General features: G+C 37.7%; 23 protein-coding genes. 21 read left to right on the forward strand and 2 right to left on the reverse strand.

Features of this window, described 5'->3' with window-relative positions; genetic code table 11:
- Nucleotides 1–2: 2 nt before the first annotated feature.
- From ACGHVY_RS03465 to ACGHVY_RS03565, 21 genes are all read left to right on the forward strand, one after another.
- Nucleotides 3–962, forward strand: coding sequence for a glycosyltransferase family 2 protein (locus ACGHVY_RS03465; RefSeq protein WP_390597153.1), 960 nt, complete (start codon nt 3–5; stop codon nt 960–962).
- 9 nt (nt 963–971) lie between these two features.
- Nucleotides 972–2,432 carry a lipopolysaccharide biosynthesis protein gene (locus tag ACGHVY_RS03470; RefSeq protein ID WP_390597155.1) on the forward strand — a complete coding sequence of 487 codons (1,461 nt, stop codon included), beginning with the start codon at nt 972–974 and terminating at the stop codon, nt 2,430–2,432.
- Nucleotides 2,429–3,337: a glycosyltransferase gene (locus tag ACGHVY_RS03475; protein ID WP_390597157.1), complete on the forward strand. Its 909-nt coding sequence runs from the start codon at nt 2,429–2,431 to the stop codon at nt 3,335–3,337. Before ACGHVY_RS03470 ends, ACGHVY_RS03475 begins: the two co-directional genes overlap by 4 nt.
- Nucleotides 3,324–4,286, forward strand: a complete 963-nt coding sequence (locus tag ACGHVY_RS03480; RefSeq protein WP_390597159.1) for an acyltransferase family protein — start codon at nt 3,324–3,326, stop codon at nt 4,284–4,286. The genes ACGHVY_RS03475 and ACGHVY_RS03480 overlap by 14 nt, the downstream gene beginning before the upstream one ends.
- Nucleotides 4,287–4,289: 3 nt before the next feature.
- Nucleotides 4,290–5,438 carry a glycosyltransferase gene (locus tag ACGHVY_RS03485; RefSeq protein ID WP_390597161.1) on the forward strand — a complete coding sequence of 383 codons (1,149 nt, stop codon included), beginning with the start codon at nt 4,290–4,292 and terminating at the stop codon, nt 5,436–5,438.
- Nucleotides 5,435–6,388 (forward strand): glycosyltransferase family 2 protein, encoded by a 954-nt coding sequence (locus ACGHVY_RS03490; RefSeq protein WP_390597163.1) that lies wholly within the window; start codon nt 5,435–5,437, stop codon nt 6,386–6,388. The genes ACGHVY_RS03485 and ACGHVY_RS03490 overlap by 4 nt, the downstream gene beginning before the upstream one ends.
- Nucleotide 6,389: 1 nt before the next feature.
- Nucleotides 6,390–8,231: an HAD-IIIC family phosphatase gene (locus ACGHVY_RS03495; RefSeq protein ID WP_390597165.1), complete on the forward strand. Its 1,842-nt coding sequence runs from the start codon at nt 6,390–6,392 to the stop codon at nt 8,229–8,231.
- A gap of 78 nt (nt 8,232–8,309) precedes the next feature.
- Nucleotides 8,310–9,338, forward strand: coding sequence for an acyltransferase family protein (locus tag ACGHVY_RS03500; protein WP_390597167.1), 1,029 nt, complete (start codon nt 8,310–8,312; stop codon nt 9,336–9,338).
- A gap of 84 nt (nt 9,339–9,422) precedes the next feature.
- Nucleotides 9,423–10,451, forward strand: a complete 1,029-nt coding sequence (locus tag ACGHVY_RS03505; RefSeq protein WP_390597169.1) for an acyltransferase — start codon at nt 9,423–9,425, stop codon at nt 10,449–10,451.
- Between the two features lies 1 nt (nt 10,452).
- The gene (locus ACGHVY_RS03510) at nt 10,453–11,661 is read left to right on the forward strand and encodes a glycosyltransferase (protein ID WP_390597171.1); all 1,209 of its coding nucleotides are present in this window, start codon (nt 10,453–10,455) and stop codon (nt 11,659–11,661) included.
- A gap of 3 nt (nt 11,662–11,664) precedes the next feature.
- The gene (locus ACGHVY_RS03515) at nt 11,665–12,729 is read left to right on the forward strand and encodes an EpsG family protein (RefSeq protein ID WP_390597173.1); all 1,065 of its coding nucleotides are present in this window, start codon (nt 11,665–11,667) and stop codon (nt 12,727–12,729) included.
- Entirely contained in the window at nt 12,722–13,495 is a 774-nt protein-coding gene (locus ACGHVY_RS03520; protein ID WP_407936194.1) for a glycosyltransferase family 32 protein, read from the forward strand. The genes ACGHVY_RS03515 and ACGHVY_RS03520 overlap by 8 nt, the downstream gene beginning before the upstream one ends.
- 3 nt (nt 13,496–13,498) lie before the next feature.
- Nucleotides 13,499–14,299, forward strand: a complete 801-nt coding sequence (locus ACGHVY_RS03525) for a glycosyltransferase family 2 protein (protein WP_390597176.1) — start codon at nt 13,499–13,501, stop codon at nt 14,297–14,299.
- A gap of 27 nt (nt 14,300–14,326) precedes the next feature.
- Complete coding sequence (locus tag ACGHVY_RS03530) at nt 14,327–15,481, forward strand: glycosyltransferase family 4 protein (RefSeq protein ID WP_390597178.1); 1,155 nt, start codon at nt 14,327–14,329, stop codon at nt 15,479–15,481.
- 25 nt (nt 15,482–15,506) lie between these two features.
- Nucleotides 15,507–16,115 (forward strand): sugar transferase, encoded by a 609-nt coding sequence (locus tag ACGHVY_RS03535; RefSeq protein WP_390597180.1) that lies wholly within the window; start codon nt 15,507–15,509, stop codon nt 16,113–16,115.
- Nucleotides 16,115–16,702 (forward strand): acetyltransferase, encoded by a 588-nt coding sequence (locus tag ACGHVY_RS03540; RefSeq protein WP_390597182.1) that lies wholly within the window; start codon nt 16,115–16,117, stop codon nt 16,700–16,702. The genes ACGHVY_RS03535 and ACGHVY_RS03540 overlap by 1 nt, the downstream gene beginning before the upstream one ends.
- A 12-nt stretch (nt 16,703–16,714) precedes the next feature.
- Nucleotides 16,715–17,980, forward strand: a complete 1,266-nt coding sequence (locus tag ACGHVY_RS03545; RefSeq protein WP_390597183.1) for a DegT/DnrJ/EryC1/StrS family aminotransferase — start codon at nt 16,715–16,717, stop codon at nt 17,978–17,980.
- 295 nt (nt 17,981–18,275) lie between these two features.
- The gene (locus ACGHVY_RS03550) at nt 18,276–18,839 is read left to right on the forward strand and encodes a Crp/Fnr family transcriptional regulator (protein WP_308744359.1); all 564 of its coding nucleotides are present in this window, start codon (nt 18,276–18,278) and stop codon (nt 18,837–18,839) included.
- A 96-nt stretch (nt 18,840–18,935) separates the two neighbouring features.
- Entirely contained in the window at nt 18,936–20,114 is a 1,179-nt protein-coding gene (locus ACGHVY_RS03555; RefSeq protein ID WP_390597185.1) for an acyltransferase family protein, read from the forward strand.
- Nucleotides 20,115–20,261: 147 nt separating this feature from the next.
- Entirely contained in the window at nt 20,262–20,708 is a 447-nt protein-coding gene (locus ACGHVY_RS03560) for a PepSY-like domain-containing protein (protein WP_390597187.1), read from the forward strand.
- A 41-nt stretch (nt 20,709–20,749) separates the two neighbouring features.
- Nucleotides 20,750–21,253, forward strand: a complete 504-nt coding sequence (locus ACGHVY_RS03565) for a PepSY-like domain-containing protein (RefSeq protein WP_390597188.1) — start codon at nt 20,750–20,752, stop codon at nt 21,251–21,253.
- 76 nt (nt 21,254–21,329) lie between these two features.
- On the opposite strand, the gene ACGHVY_RS03570 is transcribed toward ACGHVY_RS03565, so the two are convergent.
- Complete coding sequence (locus ACGHVY_RS03570; RefSeq protein WP_308744363.1) at nt 21,330–22,538, reverse strand: L-serine ammonia-lyase; 1,209 nt, start codon at nt 22,536–22,538, stop codon at nt 21,330–21,332.
- A 19-nt stretch (nt 22,539–22,557) separates the two neighbouring features.
- A complete protein-coding gene (gene corA, locus ACGHVY_RS03575) occupies nt 22,558–23,610 on the reverse strand; it encodes a magnesium/cobalt transporter CorA (RefSeq protein ID WP_308744364.1) in 1,053 nt (350 codons plus the stop codon).
- Between the last annotated feature and the right edge of the window lie 43 nt (nt 23,611–23,653).

The raw sequence follows: 23,653 nt of genomic DNA on the forward strand, positions 1-23,653 counted from the left end.
TGATGTCTGAATACCCTCTTATATCTGTTATTATTCCTGTGTATAATGCTTCGAAATATCTGCATCGTTGTATTGATTCTATTTTAGTACAGGATTATCCACAGATTGAATTAGTGTTGATAGATGACGGGAGCAGTGATGAGAGTCCTATTATTTGTGATAAATATGCTTCTGAATATGTAAATGTTATAGTGGAACATATTTCGAATGTAGGAGCTTCATTGGCACGTAAAAAAGGGATAAATCTTGCCAAAGGTGTTTATTTGACATTTATCGATAGTGATGACTATGTAGCGGTCAATTATGTGTCGGCTATGTATAAAGCTATAAGATATTATGATACACAAGTAGCTGGTTGTGGTGTGCAAATTGTAGCAGTTGATGATAAGATTCAGCGGGAATCACAACCTCAAACATACTTATTGGAAGGAGAGATGTTGATGTCTCGTTTCTTTAATTATGAGTTTTGGGGGATGTGTGGCGGACTTTATGAGGCAGATATTTTTCAACAGTTGATTTTCCCAAAAGCAACACTTAGTGAAGATTATTTCATTAAAACTCAATTGTTTTTGTATGATTGTCGGATGGCATATGTAGATGCTCCTTTGTATATTTATGAAAAGCATATAGGTTCACTTTCAAAAACACCTCTGTCAGTTCGTGCTTTTGAGGAATTTGAAAATGTAAGTTCTGTTTATGATTTAATTAAGGTAGAAGCTCCTATATATACATCATTGGCATTTAAAAATGTTGTAGAGACAAGTGTCAAATTATTGTTGATGGGAACGGCAAAGGAGCGTATGCAGTACAAAACCCTTTATCATCCCATTAGCGCATTGCTTAAAAATACCACTGGTGAAATTTGTAACAACCCATATTTGCTAAAAAAAATAAAAATAGTGGCACTTATATTGCGCTTTTTCCCAGCTATGAGTGGAGTATTTAATTGGATTCTTCGTTAGTTAGAGCAAATGTCAGATAATTTAAGAAACAAAATGTTTTCTGGGATGTTTTGGACACTTTTGCGCCAAACTTCTTTACAAATGTTTTCTCTTGTTGAAGGTGTCATACTTGCACGATTGTTATCCCCTTCAGACTATGGTTTACTTGCCATGCCGGCTTTTTTTATGGCTATATCAGGTTGTTTTATAGATTCCGGTTTTGGTTCGGCGTTAGTACGCAAACAGGACAGAAAGCCTATAGATTATTCTACTGTTTTTGTCACTACTGTATGTATGACAGCTTTCTTTTCTATATTACTTTGTGCTTGTTCTCCGCTTATTGCAGACTTCTATAATGAACCGATACTGATAAAAATTATTTGTGCCAATGCGGCTTTACTGTTTTTGAATTCATTTTTATCTATACAAAATACACGTTTGACAATCAAGATGGATTTTAAGGCACAGAATCTGTTTAGGGTGATAACTAATATAACTATTGGCATTACAGTTATAATTTGTGCATTTTGTGGAATGGGGGTTTGGGCTATGGTATGGCCTAATTTCATTATGCCTTTTATGAATGGATATCTTTATTATCGTCACGATCCATGGTTTCCTGGTTTTAAGTTTTCTTGGAAAGTTTGGCGTGAATTTTTCGGATATGGCTCAAAACTTCTTGTGTCTAACTTAATTACTACGACTTTTGATAATATATATCCATTGGTAGTTGGTAAGAAATTTTCTGCGTCTGACCTTGGCTATTATTCAAAGGCGCAATCGTATGCTTCTTTGCCCAGTTTTACTTTACAGACTGTTGTTGGACCTGTTGCTTTTCCTGTCATGTGTTCTATTTCAAAAGATGAACAAAGATTACAAGAAGCTTATCAGCGGCTTGTAGCTTTAACGTGTTATATGACGTTTCCTATGATAGTTGGACTTGCTGTGTTGGCTGAGCCTTTTGTTATGGTGTTGATCACCAGTAAATGGGAGGCAGCCATCATATATTTGCAAGTACTCTGTTTTGCATGTATGTGGAATTCATTTAATGTACTGAGTTTGGATGTATTTCAAGTTAAAGGGCGCTCTGACTTGTTTTTGAGGTTAGAAATTGTTAAAAAAATGCTCAGTATTGTCATTCTTTTGGTTAGTATTCCTTTTGGACTTCTTATTATGTGCTATGGACAAGTCATTGCTGCTAATGTAAGTACATTTATAAATGTATACTACATTAAAAAGGTGTTAGGGATGGGGTATTGGCAGCAGTTGAAGAACATTCTTCCATCCTTTTTCTATGCTGCATCTATGGGAATAGTTGTATACTTTTTGCTCATGTTTGTTAAGTCTTATGTTCTAAAATTGATTGTTGGATTCTTAATTGGTGTTTTATATTATTTTATTATTTCTGAAATTACTAAGTCTTCAGAATGGGATTATCTTAAAAGACTATTTAAGGATAAAGTGTTGATCATACTAAAAAAGTCACAATGAAAACTCAAATCGTATATTCACTTATAAGTTCTGTATCGGATTACTACTTGGAACAATTGATGATAAGTATATATTCTTTGCATTTATATAATCCGGAAGCAAAGGTAATTGTAGTTACAGATTCGTCAACAGTACAATCACTTGTTGGTTGGCGTGCATGTATTAAGGATATGATTGATGAGTTGAAAGTGGTACCTATGCCCGAAGGTTATAACAATATGCAATGTTCTCGATATTTGAAGACTAATTTACGTAAGTTTCTTACAGGTGATTATCTTTTTATTGATACTGATACTATTATTAGCGATTCATTAGCTGATATTGATTCAACCAAAGCTAATATAGCTCTTGTTGCAGACTGTAATGCAGCTCTTACACTTACTGAGCAAGCTACAATAGAACGATGTGAATTGGGGGGATTTGGTGGTATGAAGGGGAAATCCTATTTTAACAGTGGAGTGATGTGGGTGCGTGATACACAGTTAGCCTCATTGTTTTATGAAGAGTGGTATAAACAATGGCAATGTTCGGTTAGTAAAGGTCTTAGTTTAGATCAACCTTCAATGAATTATACTAATCATCAGAAAGGGGATTTGATAAAGGAATTACCTGGAAGTTGGAATTGTCAGATTTTCTTTGAGGGGTGGGATTATTTGCCACAAGCTAAGATTATTCATTATGCTGGTGGTGGTCATCAAGAAAAAATGCAAAAGCTTTATACATTAGTAAGGGAACAAGGAGTGGACTCTCCTTTTATACAGTCGCTCTTGGCAAGTCCTAAAATTAAGTTTTATGCTTATCTTACTAATCAAATAGCTAATCGTAAAGCTATGTTTCTGTTGTATTTATATGTGAATTACAATAAGTTATATCATTTTATGTTTGACTCTCATGATAAAAAGTAAAATATATTACGGTTTTGATCTGTTGAAATTTTTGATGGCATTGCTGATTGTTGCCGGACATTCCAATTTGTTTATAGAGTATCTAAATGTCTATCATATTGCTTCTATTATTTATTCGTTGGCAGTACCTGTTTTTTTTGCAATTTCAACTTATTTGTATGCTAAAAAACTGATAGCAGCACAATCTAAATTCGATGCATGGCAAGTATGTAAAAAAGATGTCATACGATTGCTTGCTCTTTCTATTTTTTGGATAATTGTGAACTTTCCAATGGCTTATGATACTTTTTTTAGTATAGCTAATTGGAAAGAAATAGTAGTAGGTCTGGCTATACTTGATCCGATTAGAGGATTATGGTTTATTAAGGCGTTAATTATTAATAAAATAGTAATTTTTGTGTTTCGCAATCATGTGAGAACGTTGAGTATTTGTTCTTTAGTTGTATTTGTGTTGTTCTCATTGGGATATACTTCTTTATTGAATGGTTTTTCGGAGTTGTTTCATCCTTATTTCAACTTTTATTTTCATACATTTTTCTGTTGTATAGGTCTTTTGTTTGCAAAATATCCTTGTGTTGCTACTTTTCGATTGGATATATTGAGCATGTTTTTAATAGCTATTTTTATATGGCATATTTGTAATTACGAATATGCAGTGATTGCTTGGCGTATAATCTGTCCGTTTTTTTTTATAAACTTGTTTGCTCGTGTGAAGGAGCCTACAGATGCGATGAAGCCTTTATTCTTATTGATGCGAAAATCAAGTATCTTATTTTATTTTTTGCACTTTAATTTTTTATGGCTGTATGATAATATCTTGAATATTAAATTTTTAAACACTGAGATAAAATACGTTGTAGTATTACTTAGTTGTTTGCTGTTATCTATGTTGATTTTAAAAATAGAGAATAGGAACAAGTTTTTGAATTTTTTGAAATATAGTCATTAGGATATGTCTAAAAAGAAAATATTATTTGTTACGGAGAATCTTTACGGTGGAGGGGTTGAGCGTATTTTGCAAATTATATTATCACATTTTAATTATGATAAATATGATGTGACATTATATTCAATATGTCGGTATGATTATAATTCGAGTTTTTTTTCTCCTTATGTGACTTATAAGTATATTTATGATGCGTTGTCACCACAAGATTCGGTGTGGACTCGTTTATATAAAACGGGCAAAAATAAGTTGAAATTGATGATTTATACATATTGTTCTGCTAATTTGTTTTATAAACTATTTGTGAATGAAAACGCTGATGTAGTAATTGCTTTTATTGAAGGTTATGCAACACGTGTAGTGAGTGGCTTTCCGGAATACATTAGAAAAATAGCATGGGTTCATACAGATTTAGTCAATAATCATTGGACCAAGGTTGCTTATCGCAACAATAAAGAAGAGTTATATGCATATAGTTGTATGGATACTATCGTTTGTGTATCAAGGGTTGTAAAGGAGATGGCTGATAAATGTTTAGGAGTTGGAGATAAAACGATAGTATTATATAATCCTATAGATTATCAAGAAATTGTACGAAAGTCAAATGAATTGGTAGATGTTGCTAAATCTTCAAAACTTCAGATTGTTTCTTTGGGAACTCTTATCCCGATAAAAGGATTTGACCGATTGATACGAGTTCTTGCTCAATTAAATAAGGAGGGGGTTGATATAGAACTTTGTATTTATGGAAGAGGTGAAAATCTGAATGTTTTGAAACAGTTATCTCAAGATTTACATATAAGTGATATAGTACACTTCTGTGGATTTAAAGAGAATCCATATCCATATTTGAAAAATGCAGATATATATGTATGTTCTTCTATAGCTGAAGGGTATAATACAGCCATAACTGAAGCATTGATATTGGGAAGACCTGTGGTATCTACAGAATGTTCTGGTGTGAAAGAACAATTGGGAGATGACAATGAATGGGGAATATGTTGTTCTAATAGTGAGGAAGGTTTGTATGAAGGGCTGAAGGAGATGCTTACAGATGATAATATGTTGCATTATACCCGGCAGGCTTGTAAACGTGGTACTCATTTTACTCTTGAATTGTCCATGAATGAAATATATAAACTGATTGAATTATGATATCTGTTATAATACCTGTATATAAAGTTGAACAATATTTGGATAATTGTTTGCAGTCTGTACTTGCACAAACATACACAGATTGGGAATGTATCTTGGTGGACGATGGTTCACCGGATGCAAGTGGAGAGATTTGTGACCAATGGCATGCGAAGGATGGACGCTTTATATGCATTCATCAAAAAAATCAAGGAGTATCTACTGCAAGGAATAATGGCCTCAAGCAAGCAAAAGGTGAGTATATTGTTTTTATCGATAGTGATGATTGGGTGGGACCAAACTATTTGATTAATCTTAGAAATGCAATAAATGAGGAGGATGTAGATATTGCTGTAAGTGGAATAAAAAATGTTAATAAGAATGAAGATTATGTTTCTTCTATTGATACCACAATACAAATGCGACTTTCTGATTCTGATATATTTTTAGATAATATAGATTTATTATATGCTCCTTTTTCAAAAATTTATCGTAAATCATTAATCTGTAAATATTCAATAGAATTTCCTGCAGGGTTATCTTTGGGAGAAGATATGATCTTTAATTTTTCGTATCTATACCATAGTACAAAATTGAGATTTGTTCCTATCGTTGATTATTATTATCGACAACAAGACAATGGACTTTGTAGTATGTATCGTGTTGACTTGTTCGATTGTTTATTGGGTACTTGGAATTTTAGAGTAGACACTTTGAAAAAGAAAGGTATGTGGAATGATAATATATATAAATATTTTTCGATAAAATTGTGGGGGAATGTATATGATAGCTTGTTTACTAAAATACCCTTGTCGTACAGTGAAATAAGAAGAATTTTAAGCAAGTTGGATACAAACATTTTACGTGAATTCAAAAATGATTTTTCTTGTGCGGCATGGATTAAATTTGCTATTTTATATAAACTAACAGCACCAATATATTTAATTACTCATTTAACTCATTTAAGATAATATGGATTATAGTAAACTGAAACTTGTGATATGGGATCTTGACGATACTTTTTGGCAGGGAACGTTGAGTGAAGGAGAAATTGAAAGTATTGAAGAGAATATTCAGTTAGTAAAGACATTAACAGATTGTGGGGTTATTAATACTATCTGTTCTAAAAATGATGAACATCCTGTAATGAAAAAGTTACAGGAGTGGGGTATTGCAGATTATTTTGTGTTTTCTTCAATCAACTGGTTACCCAAGGGAAAACGTATTCAAGAACTGCTTAAAAATATGGGGTTGCGTGCTACGAATACTCTCTTTCTCGATGACAATATAGTAAACTTGAATGAAGCTAAGTTTTATGAACCAAATTTGAATGTGGCGGAACCTCACATCATATCGGATTTGGTGGCATATTTTTCTGTGCAACCTAAGAAAGATTTGAATCATATACGATTAGATAATTATAAAGTACTTGAAACTAAACGTAAAGCACAAGCTGAAGCCTCAGATAATTTAGCCTTTTTATTTGAGTCGGGGACGCATGTAGAGTTATATAATGATTGTGAGAGTGAGTTTGAACGCATTTTTGAATTGGTGCAACGTACCAATCAGTTGAATTATACTAAAAAAAGGAGTTCAAGGGAAGAGCTCTTGGCAATAATTCATGATAGAGAAGTTTGCTCCGGGTATGTAACTGTGGGTGATAAATTCGGTGATTATGGAGTTGTCGGATTTTATGCAATTAAACACAATGAATGTATTCATTTTCTTTTTTCATGCCGTACAATAGGTCAGGGGGTAGAACAATATGTTTATGCTTCATTAGGGTATCCTAAGTTGACTGTGGTGGGTGAAGTAATTAACAATGTGGATACATCTCCAAAACCAATGTGGATAAATAATGAAAGAGATGGTATTTGTGAATTGGTTAAGTCAAATGCCAAAGTCATATTCAAAGGTGCATGTGATTTGCAAATAGTGTGTGCTTACTTAGAATCTTCTAATATTATAGAAGAATTTACTTATGTGAGTGATAATAATAAGTGGGTGGAACATCATAATAATTCTGTTAATTATTTGAGCCATCCTTTTTTATCGAAAAAAGAGCAGGATGAGCTACTGGCAGATTGTGTCTTTAATGATCCTAAAATGTTTAATACTGCTATATATGATAAGGATACAGCTTTGATTTTTCTAAGCACTATGGTAGAACCAAATCTGGGAATTTATCGTAATAAAAAGACGGGTATACGTATCGCTTTTGGTGAGAGTTGTTATCCGTTGACAGATTGTAATAATTGGGATTTATATATTAATAAGAAAGTATTTACGGCGGAAAATGAATTTACAAAAGAATGGTTGGAGGAGTTTAGCTCTAAATATGAGTTTGAAGGTGAGTTAACACCGAATATGATTCTTGCTAATGCAAAATTGTTATTAACTAAAATTGCACCTCATACGAAACTCTGCTATTTTCTTGGTAGCGAAAAACCATATTTGGCAAATACACAAGAAAATTATAAAGATAGACATATTGTGTATCAGCAGATTAATAAACTATTTCGTGATTGGGCAGCAGTGGAAGAACGTGTGTTGTTGATAGATTTTAATGATTATATTCGTGGTCAGGAAGATTTTACGAATAATATCAACCATTTTGTTCGTAGAGTTTATTATGATGCTGCAACCAAAATTAATGGATACATTGCTGAAATAGCAGGAACCAAAGTGAAACAAAAGTCATGTATTTATCTTTGGTTTTGGAGTCTTGTAGATAGAATTGGTAGAACTGGATTTTATCAGAGTCGTTTTTGGCTGATAGTTAGGAAAATGTATGTATGGGTGAAAAGAAAGTAAGCTTTCAATATCGCATGTGCTGTAATCAAGTTGTGTAGAAATAAAGTAACCTCATTATTTATAAAATAATAGTGTATCATGCAATTACTCGCATTCAATAAAAACAGAACAAATGTCATCAAGGGGGTAGCAATCCTTATGATGATATGGGTACACGCTTTTAGCTCTTCTGATTATTCACGATATATCTCATTGGTGTGGATAAGTGGAAGACCACTGGCTTCATGGCTACATGATGCCTGTAATCCTGTAGGTATATTTATGGTGCTGAGCGGATATGGAATGTTCTTCTCATACCTCAAAGCAAAGAAAGACGGGTTGTCGACTATCAAATGGCAACATTCCTTATCAAGAATAATACGCCTCTATGTACCATTTTGGATAGCCACATTACTTGCAATGTGTATAGAAAAACCACATACTGTTGTGGATAAGTTGACTGATATCCCAATGCTGATTGCCAATCTTACTACCTATAACCCTACTTACAACATGGGAGGTTGGTATATAGCTCCTTTTGTGTTGACAAGTCTCTTTATTGATAGAATTTTCAAGTGGTTTGAGAAGTATGAAATAGCTTTTCTTATCTTCGGATTATTGTTTTACTATGGTATGGCAAAGGTTTATGGCATGGCATACAGCAGAATAGCAGAACACCCGTGGTTATTAATATTGTGTCGGACATCCGAGTTCTATTTGCCAATGATGCTTGGTGCATCAGCAGCAAAACATTCGTCATGGAACTGTAAGTTTATAATGAACGAAAAGATTGTTACAGCTATTTGTGCTGTTGTTGTAATCCTAATGTTTGTATATAGCTCATGGAAGGGCATTCCGGCTTATCCTGTATATTGTGCAGTATTGGTGCTGCTGATAGCCAATGTCAGGTTAAGTAGATACTCCGAAAAGATATTTGCATTTCTTGGAGTACACTCCATGAACATTTGGTTTGTACATACTTTCTTTTTCAAATGGGCATTTATGGCTCAATATCCTATACTTATTCTTATAACTGACATTATAATCAGCATAGGACTATCTTATGTGATTAATTTTTTGTCTAACCCCATTGTCACAAGACTTACAAAGTTTACGCGAGACTATTAATGAGAGGGTGTTTTACTTTAAAGATGTAACCTTAATTAATTGGAAGATTATTGTCACCAAGATGCTGAATAAGATAAGAAAGTAATGGGAAAACAACGCACAATATATCTTGATATAATTCGCATTGTAGCTTGCGTTATGGTTATAACAATGCATGCCCCCTTTCCGGGGAAAGGAGCATTGGCACATGGTCCATTCCTTGCTTTAAGTAGTTATCTAACGTCTCCCTGTGTTCCTTTATTCTTTATGGTTAGTGGAGCTTTGTTGCTACCATGTAAGGAGGGGGTAACTGCTAACTTATATATAAAAAAACGTATTAGTAAGATAGTAGGTCCTACTATTTGTTTTTCAATATTTTATATAATGTTGAATAGTAGTGAATTATCTGTTAAGGAGGGAGTGACGGACTTGTTTTCTATTCCTTTTACTGCACAGGGACATGGAATTTTATGGTTTATGTACACACTTGCAGGTTTGTATTTACTCGTGCCGATTGTCTCTCCTTGGTTGAGGAATGCATCAAAATATGAGATTGAAATATACTTGGCTTTGTGGCTTGTTACACTGCTTTATCCCTATATCGGACTTGTGTTAAAAATAAATACAAGTAATACAGGATTATTATATTATTTTTCAGGTTATGCCGGATATTTCTTACTTGGTCATTATATGAGTAGATATGCTTTATCGCTTAGATGGCTACTGCCTTTAGCCTTGTTGATGCTACCTCTGCCAGTACTTAATAAAGTACTTGGGTGGGAACTCGACTTTTATTCTGCATTTTGGTATTTGTCGGCCCCTGTTGCTATAATGGCAGCAGGATGGTTTGCTTTGATTAAAATCATATTTGAGAAGATAGAGATGGGAAAGGCTTTGTTGGGTTTCATAACTATGGTAAGCAATTTAAGTTTTGGTATATATCTAATCCACATTTTTGTGATGCGTACATTGTTGTATGAGTGGTCGGTAATACAAGGCTTCGATAATTATTATATACAGACCTTTGCTGTGGTCATGTTGACATGCATAGGTTCATTTGTTAGCTGCTATATAATTTCAAAATTGCCACTGTCGCAGTATATCATAGGTTATACTGTACATAAGAAAAAATAGAATGAAGAAACGTCTGTTTATCAATATCCATTATTTGGAAATTGGCGGAGCTGAGCGTGCTCTATTGGGATTACTATCTGCTCTTGATCCGGAGAAAGTTGATATAGATTTGTTCGTAAATCAGCATACGGGAGAATTTATGTCACTGATTCCGAATTATGTAAATCTGTTGCCTGAAGTACCGGAGTATACCTGTATTGAACGTTCTATAAAGGACATTGTGAAAGAGGGACATATAGGAATAGTGTTACGTCGTATGTGGGCAAAACTTAAACATAAACGGTATCTTAAAACCTTGACTGATGAGGAGCGAAAGCATGATTCCAGTATATTCCAATATGTTGCAAATGCTGTTGAAGGCACTTTACCATCTTTGGAATATTTAGGTGAATATGACCTTGCGATAAGTTTTCTACAGCCTCATAACATTGTTCTGAATAAAGTAAAGGCTAAAAAGAAAATATGCTGGATACACACAGACTATTCCACCATTCATGTGAACCACGATTTGGAACTGCCTGTATGGAATGCTTTTGATTACGTAGCTTCAATTAGTGACGAGTGTACCAAAACATTTTTGCAAACATTTCCTGAATTGAAGGATAAAATTGTGTTGATAGAGAATATCCTTTCACCTCTTTTTGTGCGTCAGCAAGCAGAGCTGGAGGATGTGTCGAAAGAAATGCCGGATGAAATGGGTGTGATGAAGATTCTCACCATAGGTCGTTTTTCTCCCCCCAAAAAAATAGAGGGTATTCCACACATTTGTGCCGAAATGGAACGGTTGGGAGTGGACTTTAAGTGGTACATCATAGGCTATGGTCCCGATACTGAGATTCAAGAGGCTTTGGATAAATACAACATGCGACATCGCATGATATTATTAGGGAAGAAAACCAATCCTTATCCTTACATAAAGGCGTGTGATATTTATACTCAGCCCAGTATCTATGAGGGAAAAAGTGTGACTGTACGTGAGGCCCAGATGTTGTATAAGCCCGTAGTAATAACAGATTATCCTACCGCGAAAAGCCAAATAACAAGTGGGCTAGATGGAGTGATTGTGCCGCTTGATGAGATAGATACTGCAAAAGGAATTGTAGAGTTTATAGAAAACAAAAAGTTGAGAGAACAAATAGTAGAATATCTTCGTACTCATGATTTTGGTAATGAGAAAGAAGTGGATAAAATTTATATGTTGATGAAGTAGAGTATGATTCCTGCATATCTATATAAATACATTTATCTGCTGCTTGTTACCGTTTTGACATTAACGGTAGTGAAATATAGAAGAAGTTTAAAAGTAAATGAAAGTATCATTGGCAGTGCGTTGCTGTGCTTGTTTATGGTGCTTTTCATTGGCTTCCGACCGGTTTCTATATATTTTGTGGATATGGTTAATTATGCTAACTGGTGGGGGGAGACTTGGTGGGGATTTGATTGGGATGCGGAGAACTTATTGTTTGATAATCTTTATCAATATATGGGAAGCGTTTTTCCTGATGGTACTGTTTTCTTTGCGGTGATAGCTGCCATTTATTTTACAGGTATGCTCGTTGTTTGCCGGAAGTTGTTTCCATCCAATACGCTAATCGTATTCTTAGTTTGTTTAGCTGCTTTTTCTACTTTTTCGTATGGAACGAATGGTATCAAGGCGGGGGCAGCTGCTTCTTTGTTTTTGGTGGCATTGGCTTATAGAGATAATATCGTAGTTTCCATTTTTTTCTTGTTTTTGTCATGGGGCTTTCATCATTCAATGCAAATGCCGGTAGCTGCATATGTTCTGACTTTAATATTTAAAAATAAAAAGTGGTATTTCTATGGATGGCTATTTTGTTTATTGATGGCTGTGGCGCATATCTCTTTCTTTCAGGAACTTTTTGCCGGAATGACGGATGAGTCGGGTATGGGGTATCTGAATTGGGAGACAAATGACGATTGGGGAGGGAAAAGTGGCTTTCGCATAGACTTTGTAATATATAGTGCAATGCCTGTAGTTATGGGATACTATGTGAAATTTAAATATGAATTAGAGGATAGGCTTTATGATATAATGTTATATACGTATTTGACTTGTAATGGAATATGGATGCTTTGCATGTATGCACAGTTCACAAATCGTATAGCGTACTTATCGTGGTTTATGTATCCAATATTGTTGGTTTATCCCTGTTATGCCATTGTTGATAAGAATCATCCGTTAGTATTGGTACGGCAGAAAGTGGTATTGTTGCATTTGGCATTTACCCTATTTATGGTCTTAATTTATTATGCTTAATATGATACCTAAAGTAATTCATTACTGTTGGTTTGGCGGTAACCCGCTCCCTGAAGATGCGAAGAAATGTATTGCATCGTGGAAAAAATACCTGCCTGATTATGAAATAAAGGAGTGGAACGAAAGCAACTTCGATGTCAATTGCTGTCCTTATGTTAAAGAGGCATATGAAGCAAAAAAATATGCTTTTGTAAGCGATTATGCACGCTTTCATGTGCTTTATCAGGAAGGGGGATTGTATTTCGATACAGATGTAGAGGTTATAAAGAATATGGATTATATAATTGCTGCTGGAAATTTCATGGGATTTGAGAAGAGCTTGGCTACGAAGCAACAAGAAAGTGGGACTACACCAAGAAATTCTGTTCTTGGTGTAGCCCCAGGACTCGGTCTTGGGGTGAACCCAGGGCTCGCTTTGTTGGGTGAATTACTTGACTTTTATGAAATAAAAGAGCATTTTGCAATTGAAGATGGTACAGTGGTAGACTATACCACCGACCTGTTGCGAAAGCATGGACTTGTAGAGGAACATCGCTTGCAGAAGGTTGCTGATATAACGATATATCCGGCTGATTACTTTTGTCCCATGGATTCTACAACAGGTATCACGACTATAACTCAAAATACTGTCTCTATTCACCATTATTCATGCTCGTGGATAGACCACAATACTCTTAGTTGGCAATTACATATTCTTAAAAATAAGCTTATCGGCTTGTTGGGCGAAAAATGGGTAATGAGGATCAGTAGAATATTAAAAAGATAGCTAATGAGTGAATCACCTCGCATAACTGTTATTATGGGCATATACAATTGTGCCGATACCTTGATTGAGGCTCTTGAATCATTGGAGGCTCAAACGTATAAAAGATTTAAAGTTGTTCTTTGTGATGACGGTTCAAAGGATAATACGTTGGAAGTCGCACAAAAATGGGCGGAGACGCATCCTAATTATATTGTGATACAGAATGAATACAATATGGGGTTGAATGCTACGTTGAATCATTGTTTGGAGTATGTTGATACGGAGTTTGTGGCCCGTATGGATGGGGATGATCGATCGCTTCCACATCGTTTTGAACAAGAGGTTAAGTTCCTTGATGAACATCCTGAATATGCTATAATTAGTGGTCCGATGTACTATTTTGATGAGCAGGGTGTGTTTATGAGTGGCAAAGGGCGTGGGGGTGTTACTAAACGGGATTTTATAGCTGGTACTCCTTTTTGTCATGCGCCTTGTATGGTACGTTGCGAGGCATATAAGGCTGTAAAGGGATATTCGGTAGATAAAAAACTTTTAAGAATGGAAGATTATCATCTTTGGTTTAAAATGTATGCGGCTGGATACAAAGGGTATATGCTTGAAGAACCGATATATGAGATGCGTGACGATAGAAATGCTACGGTGAGACGAAATTGGATGACTCGCAAAAATGAGGCATATGTGCGATATGTAGGTTATAAGATGCTAAATTTACCATGGTGGGCTTATATATATTGTTTGCGACCTTTGGTTTTGGCTGTTATGCCAGCTTGTTTATATAATTATTTGCATAAGAGAAAAGGATAAAAGAATTTATTTTTGAGCTAAAGTAGTATGGTTGATTATAATGTAAAAAAGAAATTTTTTATTACAACTACCATTCCAATGACATTGGGTTTCTTTAAAGGGCAGTGTAAAACATTAAAGGATATATATGATGTGTGCGCAGTATCTTCACCTCACAAGGAGTTAATGTCATTTGCTCAACAAGAGGGTATTAGATATAAGGCTTTAAAGATGGAACGGGATATATCATTTTTTAATGATTTATGTGCATTGTTTAAGTGGATATGGTTGCTTTCTATTGTTCGTCCATATGTGGTGCATGCTAATACTCCTAAGGCCTCATTATTGGCAATGGTTGCTGCATGGCTTACATTCCGACCTATACGCATATATATGTGTCATGGATTGCGATACCAAGGCTGCACAGGTATGAAACGCAGAATATTGATGGCTATGGAGCGTATTTCTTGTTTTTGTGCTAATCGTGTGATTTGTGTTAGCAATGGAGTACGCGAACAGTTTGCAGAAGATGGCATTTGCTCACTGAATAAGTCGAAGGTCATTATGTATGGTAGTGCAAACGGTGTAGATACTGAGTATTTTAATCCTGAAATAGTTGATGATTTAGCTGTAAGAACTCAATATAGCATAAAAGATAGTGATTTAGTTTGTGTATTTATAGGTCGTATGGTACGTGATAAAGGGGTGGAAGAGTTGGTAGATGTTGTAGCACAGTTACATAATGATGGCTTTCCTGTAAAATTGTTGATGGTTGGTGGGCGTGAGGAAAAGTTGGATGCTTTATCTGAACGCACCGAACAATTGATAAAGGATGCTGAATATATTATCGAATGTGGTAGACAATCGGATGTTCGATCATTTATCAAGGCTTCTAAATTGCTTGTTCTTCCTTCTTATAGAGAAGGATTTGGACAAGTGTTGGTGGAGGCGAATTCGCTTGGAATACCTGTAATAGCAAGTAGAATCATTGGATGTCAAAATGTAGTAAATGAGAGGGTAAATGGTTTGTTGTGTGAGCCACGGGATAAAGTATCGTTATATAATTGTATGTTTTCTTTTTTTAGTGATGAAAAACTTTATGAATCAATAAAATTAGGATGCAGGCAATACATAATTAGTCACTTTGATAGAAAAATGGTAACAAAGGCGTATATTCAATATTATGCTTCGCTTTCGCAATAGTAAACAATGTGATAACAAAAAGAGTATGTACAAACATTTTTTTAAAAGGATTATTGATTTCTGCATTGCTTTAATAGTGTTGAGCGTTCTACTTATTCCGCTGGTAATCATAACTCTGTGGCTGCATTTTGCCAATAAAGGTGCGGGAGCATTTTTCTTTCAGGAACGTCCCGGTAAAAATGGTGAAATATTTAAGATAGTCAAGTTTAAAACTATGACTGACGAACGTGACATGAATGGTAACTTGCTTCCCGATGAAATGCGTCTGACTAAAGTAGGGAAATTTGTGCGTTCTACAAGTATTGATGAATTGCCTCAATTTTGGAATGTATTGGTTGGTGACATGTCACTTATCGGTCCTCGTCCGTTATTAGTACAGTATTTGCCTTTGTATAACAAGGAGCAGGCGCGTCGGCACGAGGTACGTCCCGGTATTTCCGGCTGGGCACAGTGTCATGGGCGTAATTCGTTGTCGTGGGCAGAAAAGTTTACCTTGGATGTGTGGTACGTAGACCATTGTACACTGATTACAGATATTAAAGTGATTTTTATAACAATCAAAAAGGTGCTTGTTCGTGATGGTATCTCACAAGAGGGCAATGCCACCATGGAACCTTTTAACGGAAACAACTGATGTACTTATACGGTGCCAGTGGTCATGCCAAGGTGATTATTGATATTATAAGAGCACAAGGTGGGGTAGTTGAGGGCTTGGTAGATGACAACCCTGAGCTTGAAGAGCTATGTGGTATTCCTGTGTTGCACGATTCTGTCGGGTTATCTCCTTTTATCGTTAGTATTGGGAATTGCAAGATACGCAAGATAATTGCTGAAAGGCTTGCCTGTGAGTTTGCAACAGCCATTCATCCTTCTGCTATCATTTCGCCAGCTGCTGTAATTGGTGAAGGTACGGTGGTAATGCAAGGTGCTGTTATTCAGACGGAAGTGCAGATAGGCAAACATTGTATTATCAATACCAAAGCAAGTATTGACCATGAATGTGTTATTGATGATTATGTGCATATAGCACCTGGCTGTACTATCAGCGGAGATGTGCATATTGGTGAGGGGAGTTGGATCGGAGTGGGGACAACCATCATACAAGGTGTTCGTGTGGGCATGAACTGCTTTATTGGTGCCGGTAGCGTAATAGTAAAAGATATACCGGACAATTGTAGGGCTTATGGTGTCCCTTGTAGAATAGTAGAAGTAATCAAATAAAATATAAAGTAAATGAGTTACATTCCTGAAAAAACAATTTACCTCTGTCTTGCTCACATGAGCGAAGACGGAATTGAACAGAAATACGTAAAGGAAGCATTTGATACTAACTGGGTGGTTCCTTTGGGACCTAACGTAAATGCTTTCGAAGAAGATTTGAAGAACTTTGTAGGCGGACAGAATGAGGTTGTTGCACTTTCGGCAGGTACGGCAGCAGTTCATCTGGCATTGATTGGCTGTGGTGTTCAGGCGGGTGATGAAGTATTGGTACAAAGCTTTACCTTTTGTGCTTCGTCGCATCCGATAACTTATCTTGGTGCAAAGCCTGTGTTTATTGGCTCTGAGAAGGATACTTGGAACATGGATCCGATATTATTAGAGGAGGCTATAAAAGATCGTATCGCCAAAACCGGTAAGAAACCGAAGGCAATTGTTCCTGTGGCACTTTATGGTATGCCTTACGATTGCGAGAAAATCATGGAGATTGCAAACAAATATGAGATTCCAGTTGTTGAGGATGCCGCAGAGGGGTTTGGTAGCAAATTCGATGGTAAGGTGTTGGGTACCTTTGGAAAGTTTGGTGTGTTGTCATTTAACGGCAACAAGATGATTACCACTTCCGGCGGTGGTGCTTTGATTTGCCGGAATATTGAGGATAAAAATACCATTATGTGGTATGCGACCCAGGCCCGTGACGCTTATCCTTACTATCAACATACGGCCATTGGGTATAATTATCGTATGAGTAACATTTGTGCCGGTATTGGTCGTGGTCAAATGACTGTTGCAGATGCGCATATTGCCCACCACAAGCATGTTCAGGCATTATATGAGGAACTGCTGAAGGATGTGGAAGGTATTCATATCCACAAGCAGCCTGTGGATTCACGCTATGATTCTAACTTTTGGTTATGTACGGCCACTATTGACTCTGATGTAAGGATTGTGGGTCAGGAGAATGCTTATAAGGAAGTTATTAAAACGGCTGTAGGTGGTGCTGCGGGTGTGATTAAGGCTGTAGATAGTGCCACGACTGATTGTCAGCCTAATGCGAATGTGGAGGCGCTCCGTGTATTCATGCTTTCAAAGAGGATTGAGGCACGTCCTGTATGGAAGCCGATGCACGAGCAACCGGTCTATGCGGATGCTCCTTTCTATACGAACGGAGTAGAAGAGGAAATCTTCAAAGTTGGATTTTGCCTTCCTGCCGGACCGTATGTGACTGATGATGATGTACGTTACATCGTAGAGAAAATAAAAGAAGCGATTGTGAAATAATAGTCGGGTCATTAATATTATAAGCAAGAGAATATGTGGAAGAATATCAAAGAAATATGTAGGTCCCTGAACTCATGATATATTCATGAATTCCCTGCATTATATGAGTTGGGAAGAATACAGCGGTATATTCCTGACTTATCCCCTCATATTGGTGTAAAAACCGATATGTGTTTGTATGTGAAATATATCAACTGTCTGTGAAGATAGTTGATATATTAGTTTTAGGGGGTATATCGTAGAATCCGATATTTTTTCGTAGCTTTGTGACAACTAATATATGGACTCCTCTTCAATGAAAAACATCATTAGTAAAATCAGGCAAATTTATCCGGTTTCTGACGAAGCGCTTCAGGCATTACAGGAGAATATGCAGCTTCGTTATTACCCCAAAAACACTTATATCGTTCAATCGGGCGTAACAGACCGTTTGGTTTATTTTATAGAAGAAGGCGTTGCCCGTTCCGTGTTTCATCACAATGGGCAGGACACTACTACCTGGTTCAGCCAGGAAGGTGACGTGACTTTCGGTATGGATTCGTTATACTACAAACAGCCGTCGATAGAGAGCATTGAAACTCTTACGGATTGCCAAATCTATGTTATCCATATAGATAAGCTGAACGCCCTTTATGAAACATATATTGATATAGCCAACTGGGGAAGAATCCTGCACCAAGATGTGAACAAGGAACTCAGTCATATGTTTGTGGAAAGGCTTCAGCTCTCGCCCAAGGAACGTTACGAACAGTTTAACCGACGCTATCCCGGGCTGATAAACCGGGTGAAGTTGAAGTATGTAGCCGCTTTCCTGGGTATTTCCATTTATACGCTCAGCCGGGTACGTGCTATAAAATAGCAGATTGCCGGTCTTTTTTGCTTTTGAGCAAAAGAACTTCGTTCGGTAAACTGTATCTTTGCCATCTGAAAATATTAATTAAATAATAAGAAACAGATGTCAAACATTTCTTCTTCAGCTTTTGCAGACACTAAAGCACATTATGATCTTCTTGACGGACTTCGTGGCGTGGCAGCTCTCATGGTTATATGGTATCATATATTTGAGGGCTACGCTTTTGCAGAAGTCAGTAATTCCGCTGGTAGTGGTATGATTGAGACCTTCAATCATGGATACCTGGCCGTCGATTTTTTCTTTATTCTTTCGGGCTTCGTTATCGGTTATGCGTATGACGACCGTTGGGGTAAGAGTATGACAATGAAAAATTTCTTCAAACGCCGTTTGATACGTCTTCATCCTATGGTAATCATGGGAGCTGTTCTAGGTGCTGTCACATTTTATCTTCAGGGGTGTGTGCAATGGGATGGAACACATGTTGCCATATCAATGGTTATGTTGTCTCTTCTCTGCACGATATTCTTTATTCCTGCAATGCCGGGTGTAGGTTATGAAGTTCGTGGCAATGGTGAGATGTTTCCTTTGAACGGACCTTGCTGGTCATTGTTCTTTGAATATATAGGCAATATTCTCTATGCCTTGTTTATCCGTCGTTTGTCGAATAAGGCGTTGACTGTGCTTGTAGTATTGTTGGGTATTGCGTTGGCATTATTCGCTGTTTTCGATGTCTCTGGATATGGAAACATTGGAGTGGGATGGACATTGGACAGCGTGAACTTTTTAGGCGGCTCATTGCGGATGCTTTTCCCTTTCTCTTTGGGTATGCTTTTGTCGCGTAACTTCAAGCCTGTTAAGCTGAAAGGTGCATTCTGGATATGCACAATTGTTTTAATAGCTTTGTTTTCAGTGCCTTATCTGGAAGGTGCAGAGCCGTTTTGTGTAAACGGTGTTTATGAAGCATTTTGTGTTATCATAGTTTTTCCCATTCTTGTTTGGCTGGGAGCATCGGGAACCACTACGGATAAGAAGTCGACCGCGATATGCAAGTTCTTGGGAGATATATCTTATCCGATTTATGTGATACATTATCCGCTTATGTATTTGTTCTATGCATGGTTGATTAAAAATAAGCTTTACACTTGGGGAGAAACTTGGGAAGTGGCTTTGTGCGTTTACGCATTGAGTATTGTGTTGGCTTATCTGTGCCTGAAGTTTTATGATGAACCTGTACGGAAATATCTGGCTAAACGTTTTCTGCATAAAAGCAGTAATTCATAGTCCGGCTTTTGATAAAGCGAAGAGTAGGATAGAGGGTTAAAGAATATAAAAAATGAGCAAACTGATAGTATTCCTAAATCTTTCCGGAATCTGTATCGTTATTTGCAGTATAAATAAAGTATAGTATTAATGCTAAAAATAATGATTATGAAGAAAATTCTATCTTTGCTTGTGTTGGCTATTGTAGCCGTGCAGTTCTCGTTCGCAACTGATGTGATAACAAAAGACATGAATCAATTGCCCCTTCCGGCTCGCAATTTTATCAATCGTCATTTTACGAAGCCTGAGGTGGCTCAGATTAAGATTGATAAGGATCTGATGGAGTCTACCAAGTATGAAGTGCTGTTGACGAACGGTACGGAGATTGACTTTGATAGCAAGGGAAACTGGGAAGAGGTAAGCGCAAAGAAAGGACAGTCTGTTCCTGCAAGTGTGATACCCGGATTTGCTGCCGATTATCTGAAAGCGCATAATTTTGTAAGTGAGGGCGTGACGAAAGTAGAACGTGACCGTAAAGGGTATGAGGTGGAGCTGACTACCGGAGTTTCTTTCAAGTTCGATAAAAAAGGAAAGTTCCTGAAAGCGGACGACTGATAGGGTAATAGTAAAGAATAAACCTAAACAAGAAGATAACTATGTGGAGATTTAAGTTTGGCGCGTGGGCGGTAGTGCTGATGATGACCGTCCTTTTGTTCGGCGCATGTAGTGACGATGACGACGACCCTGCTTTGGTGCCGCCCAGTAACATTACCGAGGCTTTGAAGCAATTGTATCCGGCTGCCCAAAATATAGAATGGGAAATGAAAGGTGATTATTATGTAGCCGACTGCTGGGTGACCGGTGATGAACTGGATGTCTGGTTTGACGCCAATGCGAATTGGGTGATGACGGAAAATGAACTGGATAATATTGACCAGTTAGTGCCGGCTGTTTATACAGCTTTTCAGAATTCGGAATATGCTACGTGGGTAGTGACGGATGTCTATGTATTGACGTTTCCATTGAATTCAACGGAATCTGTTATTCAGGTGAAACAAGGCAGTCAGCGTTATTCGCTTTATTTTTCGCAGGAAGGCGGATTGCTGCATAAGAAAGATATCAGTAACGGAGATGATACGAATTGGCCGCCAACTGAATAGTTTTAACTAATTGAAATAAGGGCGGGTGTCAAAAGGAAGTAAACACGACCTCTTGACACCCGCTTGTTTTTTATAATTACATCTGTTGGTAATCTTTGGCCAGTCCGCCTTCGCTCGTTTCTTTGTAGAGTGACGGCAGGTCGTGTCCGGTCTGTTTCATTACTTGCACTACTTTGTCGAAAGAAACACGGTGCATGCCATCTGTAAAGGCCGAGTAAAGATTGGCGTCCAGTGCGCGGGCAGCGGCGTAGGCGTTGCGTTCGATACAGGGGATTTGTACCAATCCGCATACGGGGTCGCAGGTCATTCCCAAGTGATGTTCAAGGCCCATCTCGGCAGCATACTCGATTTGTGCCGGACTACCGCCGAATAGCTGGTTGGCGGCGGCCGAAGCCATGGCGCAGGCAACGCCTACTTCTCCCTGACAGCCTACTTCCGCGCCGGAGATAGAGGCATTGAACTTGACAATGTTTCCGATTAAGCCGGCAGTAGCCAATGCACGTAAAATACGCATATCGCTGAAGTCACGGCTTTTCTGTAAATGATAAAGCACAGCGGGCATCACACCGCACGAACCACAGGTAGGAGCAGTCACAATTTTTCCGCCGGAAGCGTTCTCCTCACTTACAGCCAAGGCATAAGAAAAGACAAGTCCCCTGGATTGGAGAGATTGCTTATAGCCGGTGGCACGTATATAATAGGTTGAGGCTTTCCGTCTGAGATTGAGCGGTCCGGGCAGTACGCCTTCCGCTTCCAGTCCGCGATGGATGGCATCTTTCATTGTGTCCCATACTTCCGCCAGATAATCCCATATGTCTTCATTCTCGCATTCCTTCACATATTCCCAATAGCTTTTTCCGGTACGCTCGCACCATTGCAAAATTTCGGTCATATTGTTCATGCCGTATACTTCCGGACTTTCGATAGTCGGGTTGTCGTTGTTTTCTGCTAACGCACCGCCTCCTATACTATAAACAGTCCAGTTCTCAATTACCTTATTATTGGCGTCAAAAGCAGCAAATGTCATTCCGTTCGGGTGGAAAGGCAGGAATACTTTGGGCTGCCATACGATTTCTACCGGAGCGGTAGGCTGCAGGGTGTCAATGATAGCTACATCTGTCATATGCCCTTTTCCCGTAGCGGCTAAACTACCATAAAGGGTGACTTTGAAAGAAGCGGCATCCGGGTGACGCTCCAGAAACATTTCAGCAGCTTTACGTGGTCCCATTGTGTGGCTACTGGAAGGGCCTGTGCCTATCCTGTATAGCTCTTTGATTGATTTCATGACTGAAGGTGTGTTTTTATTAATACCAATTTTTCTTTTTGAAGAACAAATATACGATAATACCGATAATCCCCATCACAAACCAGGCAAATAAATAACCATAACGCCAATCTAATTCGGGCATCCATTTATAGTTCATTCCCCATACCCCGGCTAGAAAGGTCAGAGGAATGAAAATTGTGGAAACGATGGTCAGCCGTTTCATGATGTTGTTCATTCGTAAATCGTTGTTGGAGATATAAAGGTCTACCAATGAAGAAAGCGTTTCCCGGCAGATTTCGATGGTTTGCAGGACGAATTGTAAGTGGTCGTTCACATCATTGAAAAAGGCACGGTTCACTTTATGGATAAGCAGGTTTTCAGCACGTAGCAGTTTCACGTACTGTTCTTTTAGCGGAAGAATAGATTTCTTCATCAGCATATACTGGCGCCGGAGTGCCTGAATCTGGACACCGATGTCGTATCCTTCTGTGATGGTGAGCAGTTTTTCTTCCAGGTCTTCGAGGGCATCATCGATAGAAGAGATGGTCGAGATGTAGTTTGCCATAACGCTGTTCAATAATACGCTGAGTAGATAATCCGTCTGGCGGCTGCGTATTTTCAATACATCGTTGCGCAAGGCTGCGTTGACATCGTCGAAGAAATCGGTCTCTTTCTCAAGGAAAGTCAGTACATAATTACTGCCGAGGATAATGCATACTTGTTGCTGGAGCAGTTCGTCCAATTCGTCCTCTTCCTTATGTACATTCGGGTAGAATAATTTTAGAATCAGGACAATATACTTGTCATGTTCTTCTATTTTGGTGGGGTGGTTGGCATTCAGAATATCCTGCAATACGAGGAAGTCTATTTCAAAATGACTGCAGATCTCCCGGATGGCTTCCGTGTCTTTCAGCCCGTGCACTTGCAACCAGTTGATTCGTGCGTTATCCAGTGTGTCTTTGACGGATTGGAAGCTATCGCCGGAATTTTCCTGCATCTCCGTTGCATTGTACGTACAAAGATGGATGTGGGTAGGGGTCAGACTGTCTCCCGTGTAAATGAGCTTTTCGCTTAACAGATTATTTTTCATGCTTTATTCTCGTTTTAGAAAACCACCGCAGCAAAGGTAGTGG

Origin of the sequence: Bacteroides sp. f07 (assembly GCF_042854785.1) — a bacterium.
In the GTDB taxonomy this organism is placed as follows: domain Bacteria; phylum Bacteroidota; class Bacteroidia; order Bacteroidales; family Bacteroidaceae; genus Bacteroides.

Bases quoted from the DNA above. Each gene is read 5' to 3' on its own strand.
- ACGHVY_RS03495 (WP_390597165.1), top strand. From the start codon at position 6,390: ATGGATTATAGTAAACTGAAACTTGTGATATGGGATCTTGACGATACT.
- ACGHVY_RS03550 (WP_308744359.1), top strand. From the start codon at position 18,276: ATGAAAAACATCATTAGTAAAATCAGGCAAATTTATCCGGTTTCTGAC.
- ACGHVY_RS03480 (WP_390597159.1), top strand. From the start codon at position 3,324: ATGATAAAAAGTAAAATATATTACGGTTTTGATCTGTTGAAATTTTTG.
- ACGHVY_RS03520 (WP_407936194.1), top strand. From the start codon at position 12,722: ATGCTTAATATGATACCTAAAGTAATTCATTACTGTTGGTTTGGCGGT.
- ACGHVY_RS03490 (WP_390597163.1), top strand. From the start codon at position 5,435: ATGATATCTGTTATAATACCTGTATATAAAGTTGAACAATATTTGGAT.
- ACGHVY_RS03505 (WP_390597169.1), top strand. From the start codon at position 9,423: ATGGGAAAACAACGCACAATATATCTTGATATAATTCGCATTGTAGCT.
- ACGHVY_RS03525 (WP_390597176.1), top strand. From the start codon at position 13,499: ATGAGTGAATCACCTCGCATAACTGTTATTATGGGCATATACAATTGT.
- ACGHVY_RS03470 (WP_390597155.1), top strand. From the start codon at position 972: ATGTCAGATAATTTAAGAAACAAAATGTTTTCTGGGATGTTTTGGACA.
- corA (WP_308744364.1), bottom strand. From the start codon at position 23,610: ATGAAAAATAATCTGTTAAGCGAAAAGCTCATTTACACGGGAGACAGT.
- ACGHVY_RS03535 (WP_390597180.1), top strand. From the start codon at position 15,507: ATGTACAAACATTTTTTTAAAAGGATTATTGATTTCTGCATTGCTTTA.
- ACGHVY_RS03500 (WP_390597167.1), top strand. From the start codon at position 8,310: ATGCAATTACTCGCATTCAATAAAAACAGAACAAATGTCATCAAGGGG.
- ACGHVY_RS03465 (WP_390597153.1), top strand. From the start codon at position 3: ATGTCTGAATACCCTCTTATATCTGTTATTATTCCTGTGTATAATGCT.
- ACGHVY_RS03560 (WP_390597187.1), top strand. From the start codon at position 20,262: ATGAAGAAAATTCTATCTTTGCTTGTGTTGGCTATTGTAGCCGTGCAG.
- ACGHVY_RS03485 (WP_390597161.1), top strand. From the start codon at position 4,290: ATGTCTAAAAAGAAAATATTATTTGTTACGGAGAATCTTTACGGTGGA.
- ACGHVY_RS03555 (WP_390597185.1), top strand. From the start codon at position 18,936: ATGTCAAACATTTCTTCTTCAGCTTTTGCAGACACTAAAGCACATTAT.
- ACGHVY_RS03475 (WP_390597157.1), top strand. From the start codon at position 2,429: ATGAAAACTCAAATCGTATATTCACTTATAAGTTCTGTATCGGATTAC.
- ACGHVY_RS03565 (WP_390597188.1), top strand. From the start codon at position 20,750: ATGTGGAGATTTAAGTTTGGCGCGTGGGCGGTAGTGCTGATGATGACC.
- ACGHVY_RS03510 (WP_390597171.1), top strand. From the start codon at position 10,453: ATGAAGAAACGTCTGTTTATCAATATCCATTATTTGGAAATTGGCGGA.
- ACGHVY_RS03545 (WP_390597183.1), top strand. From the start codon at position 16,715: ATGAGTTACATTCCTGAAAAAACAATTTACCTCTGTCTTGCTCACATG.
- ACGHVY_RS03540 (WP_390597182.1), top strand. From the start codon at position 16,115: ATGTACTTATACGGTGCCAGTGGTCATGCCAAGGTGATTATTGATATT.
- ACGHVY_RS03515 (WP_390597173.1), top strand. From the start codon at position 11,665: ATGATTCCTGCATATCTATATAAATACATTTATCTGCTGCTTGTTACC.
- ACGHVY_RS03530 (WP_390597178.1), top strand. From the start codon at position 14,327: ATGGTTGATTATAATGTAAAAAAGAAATTTTTTATTACAACTACCATT.
- ACGHVY_RS03570 (WP_308744363.1), bottom strand. From the start codon at position 22,538: ATGAAATCAATCAAAGAGCTATACAGGATAGGCACAGGCCCTTCCAGT.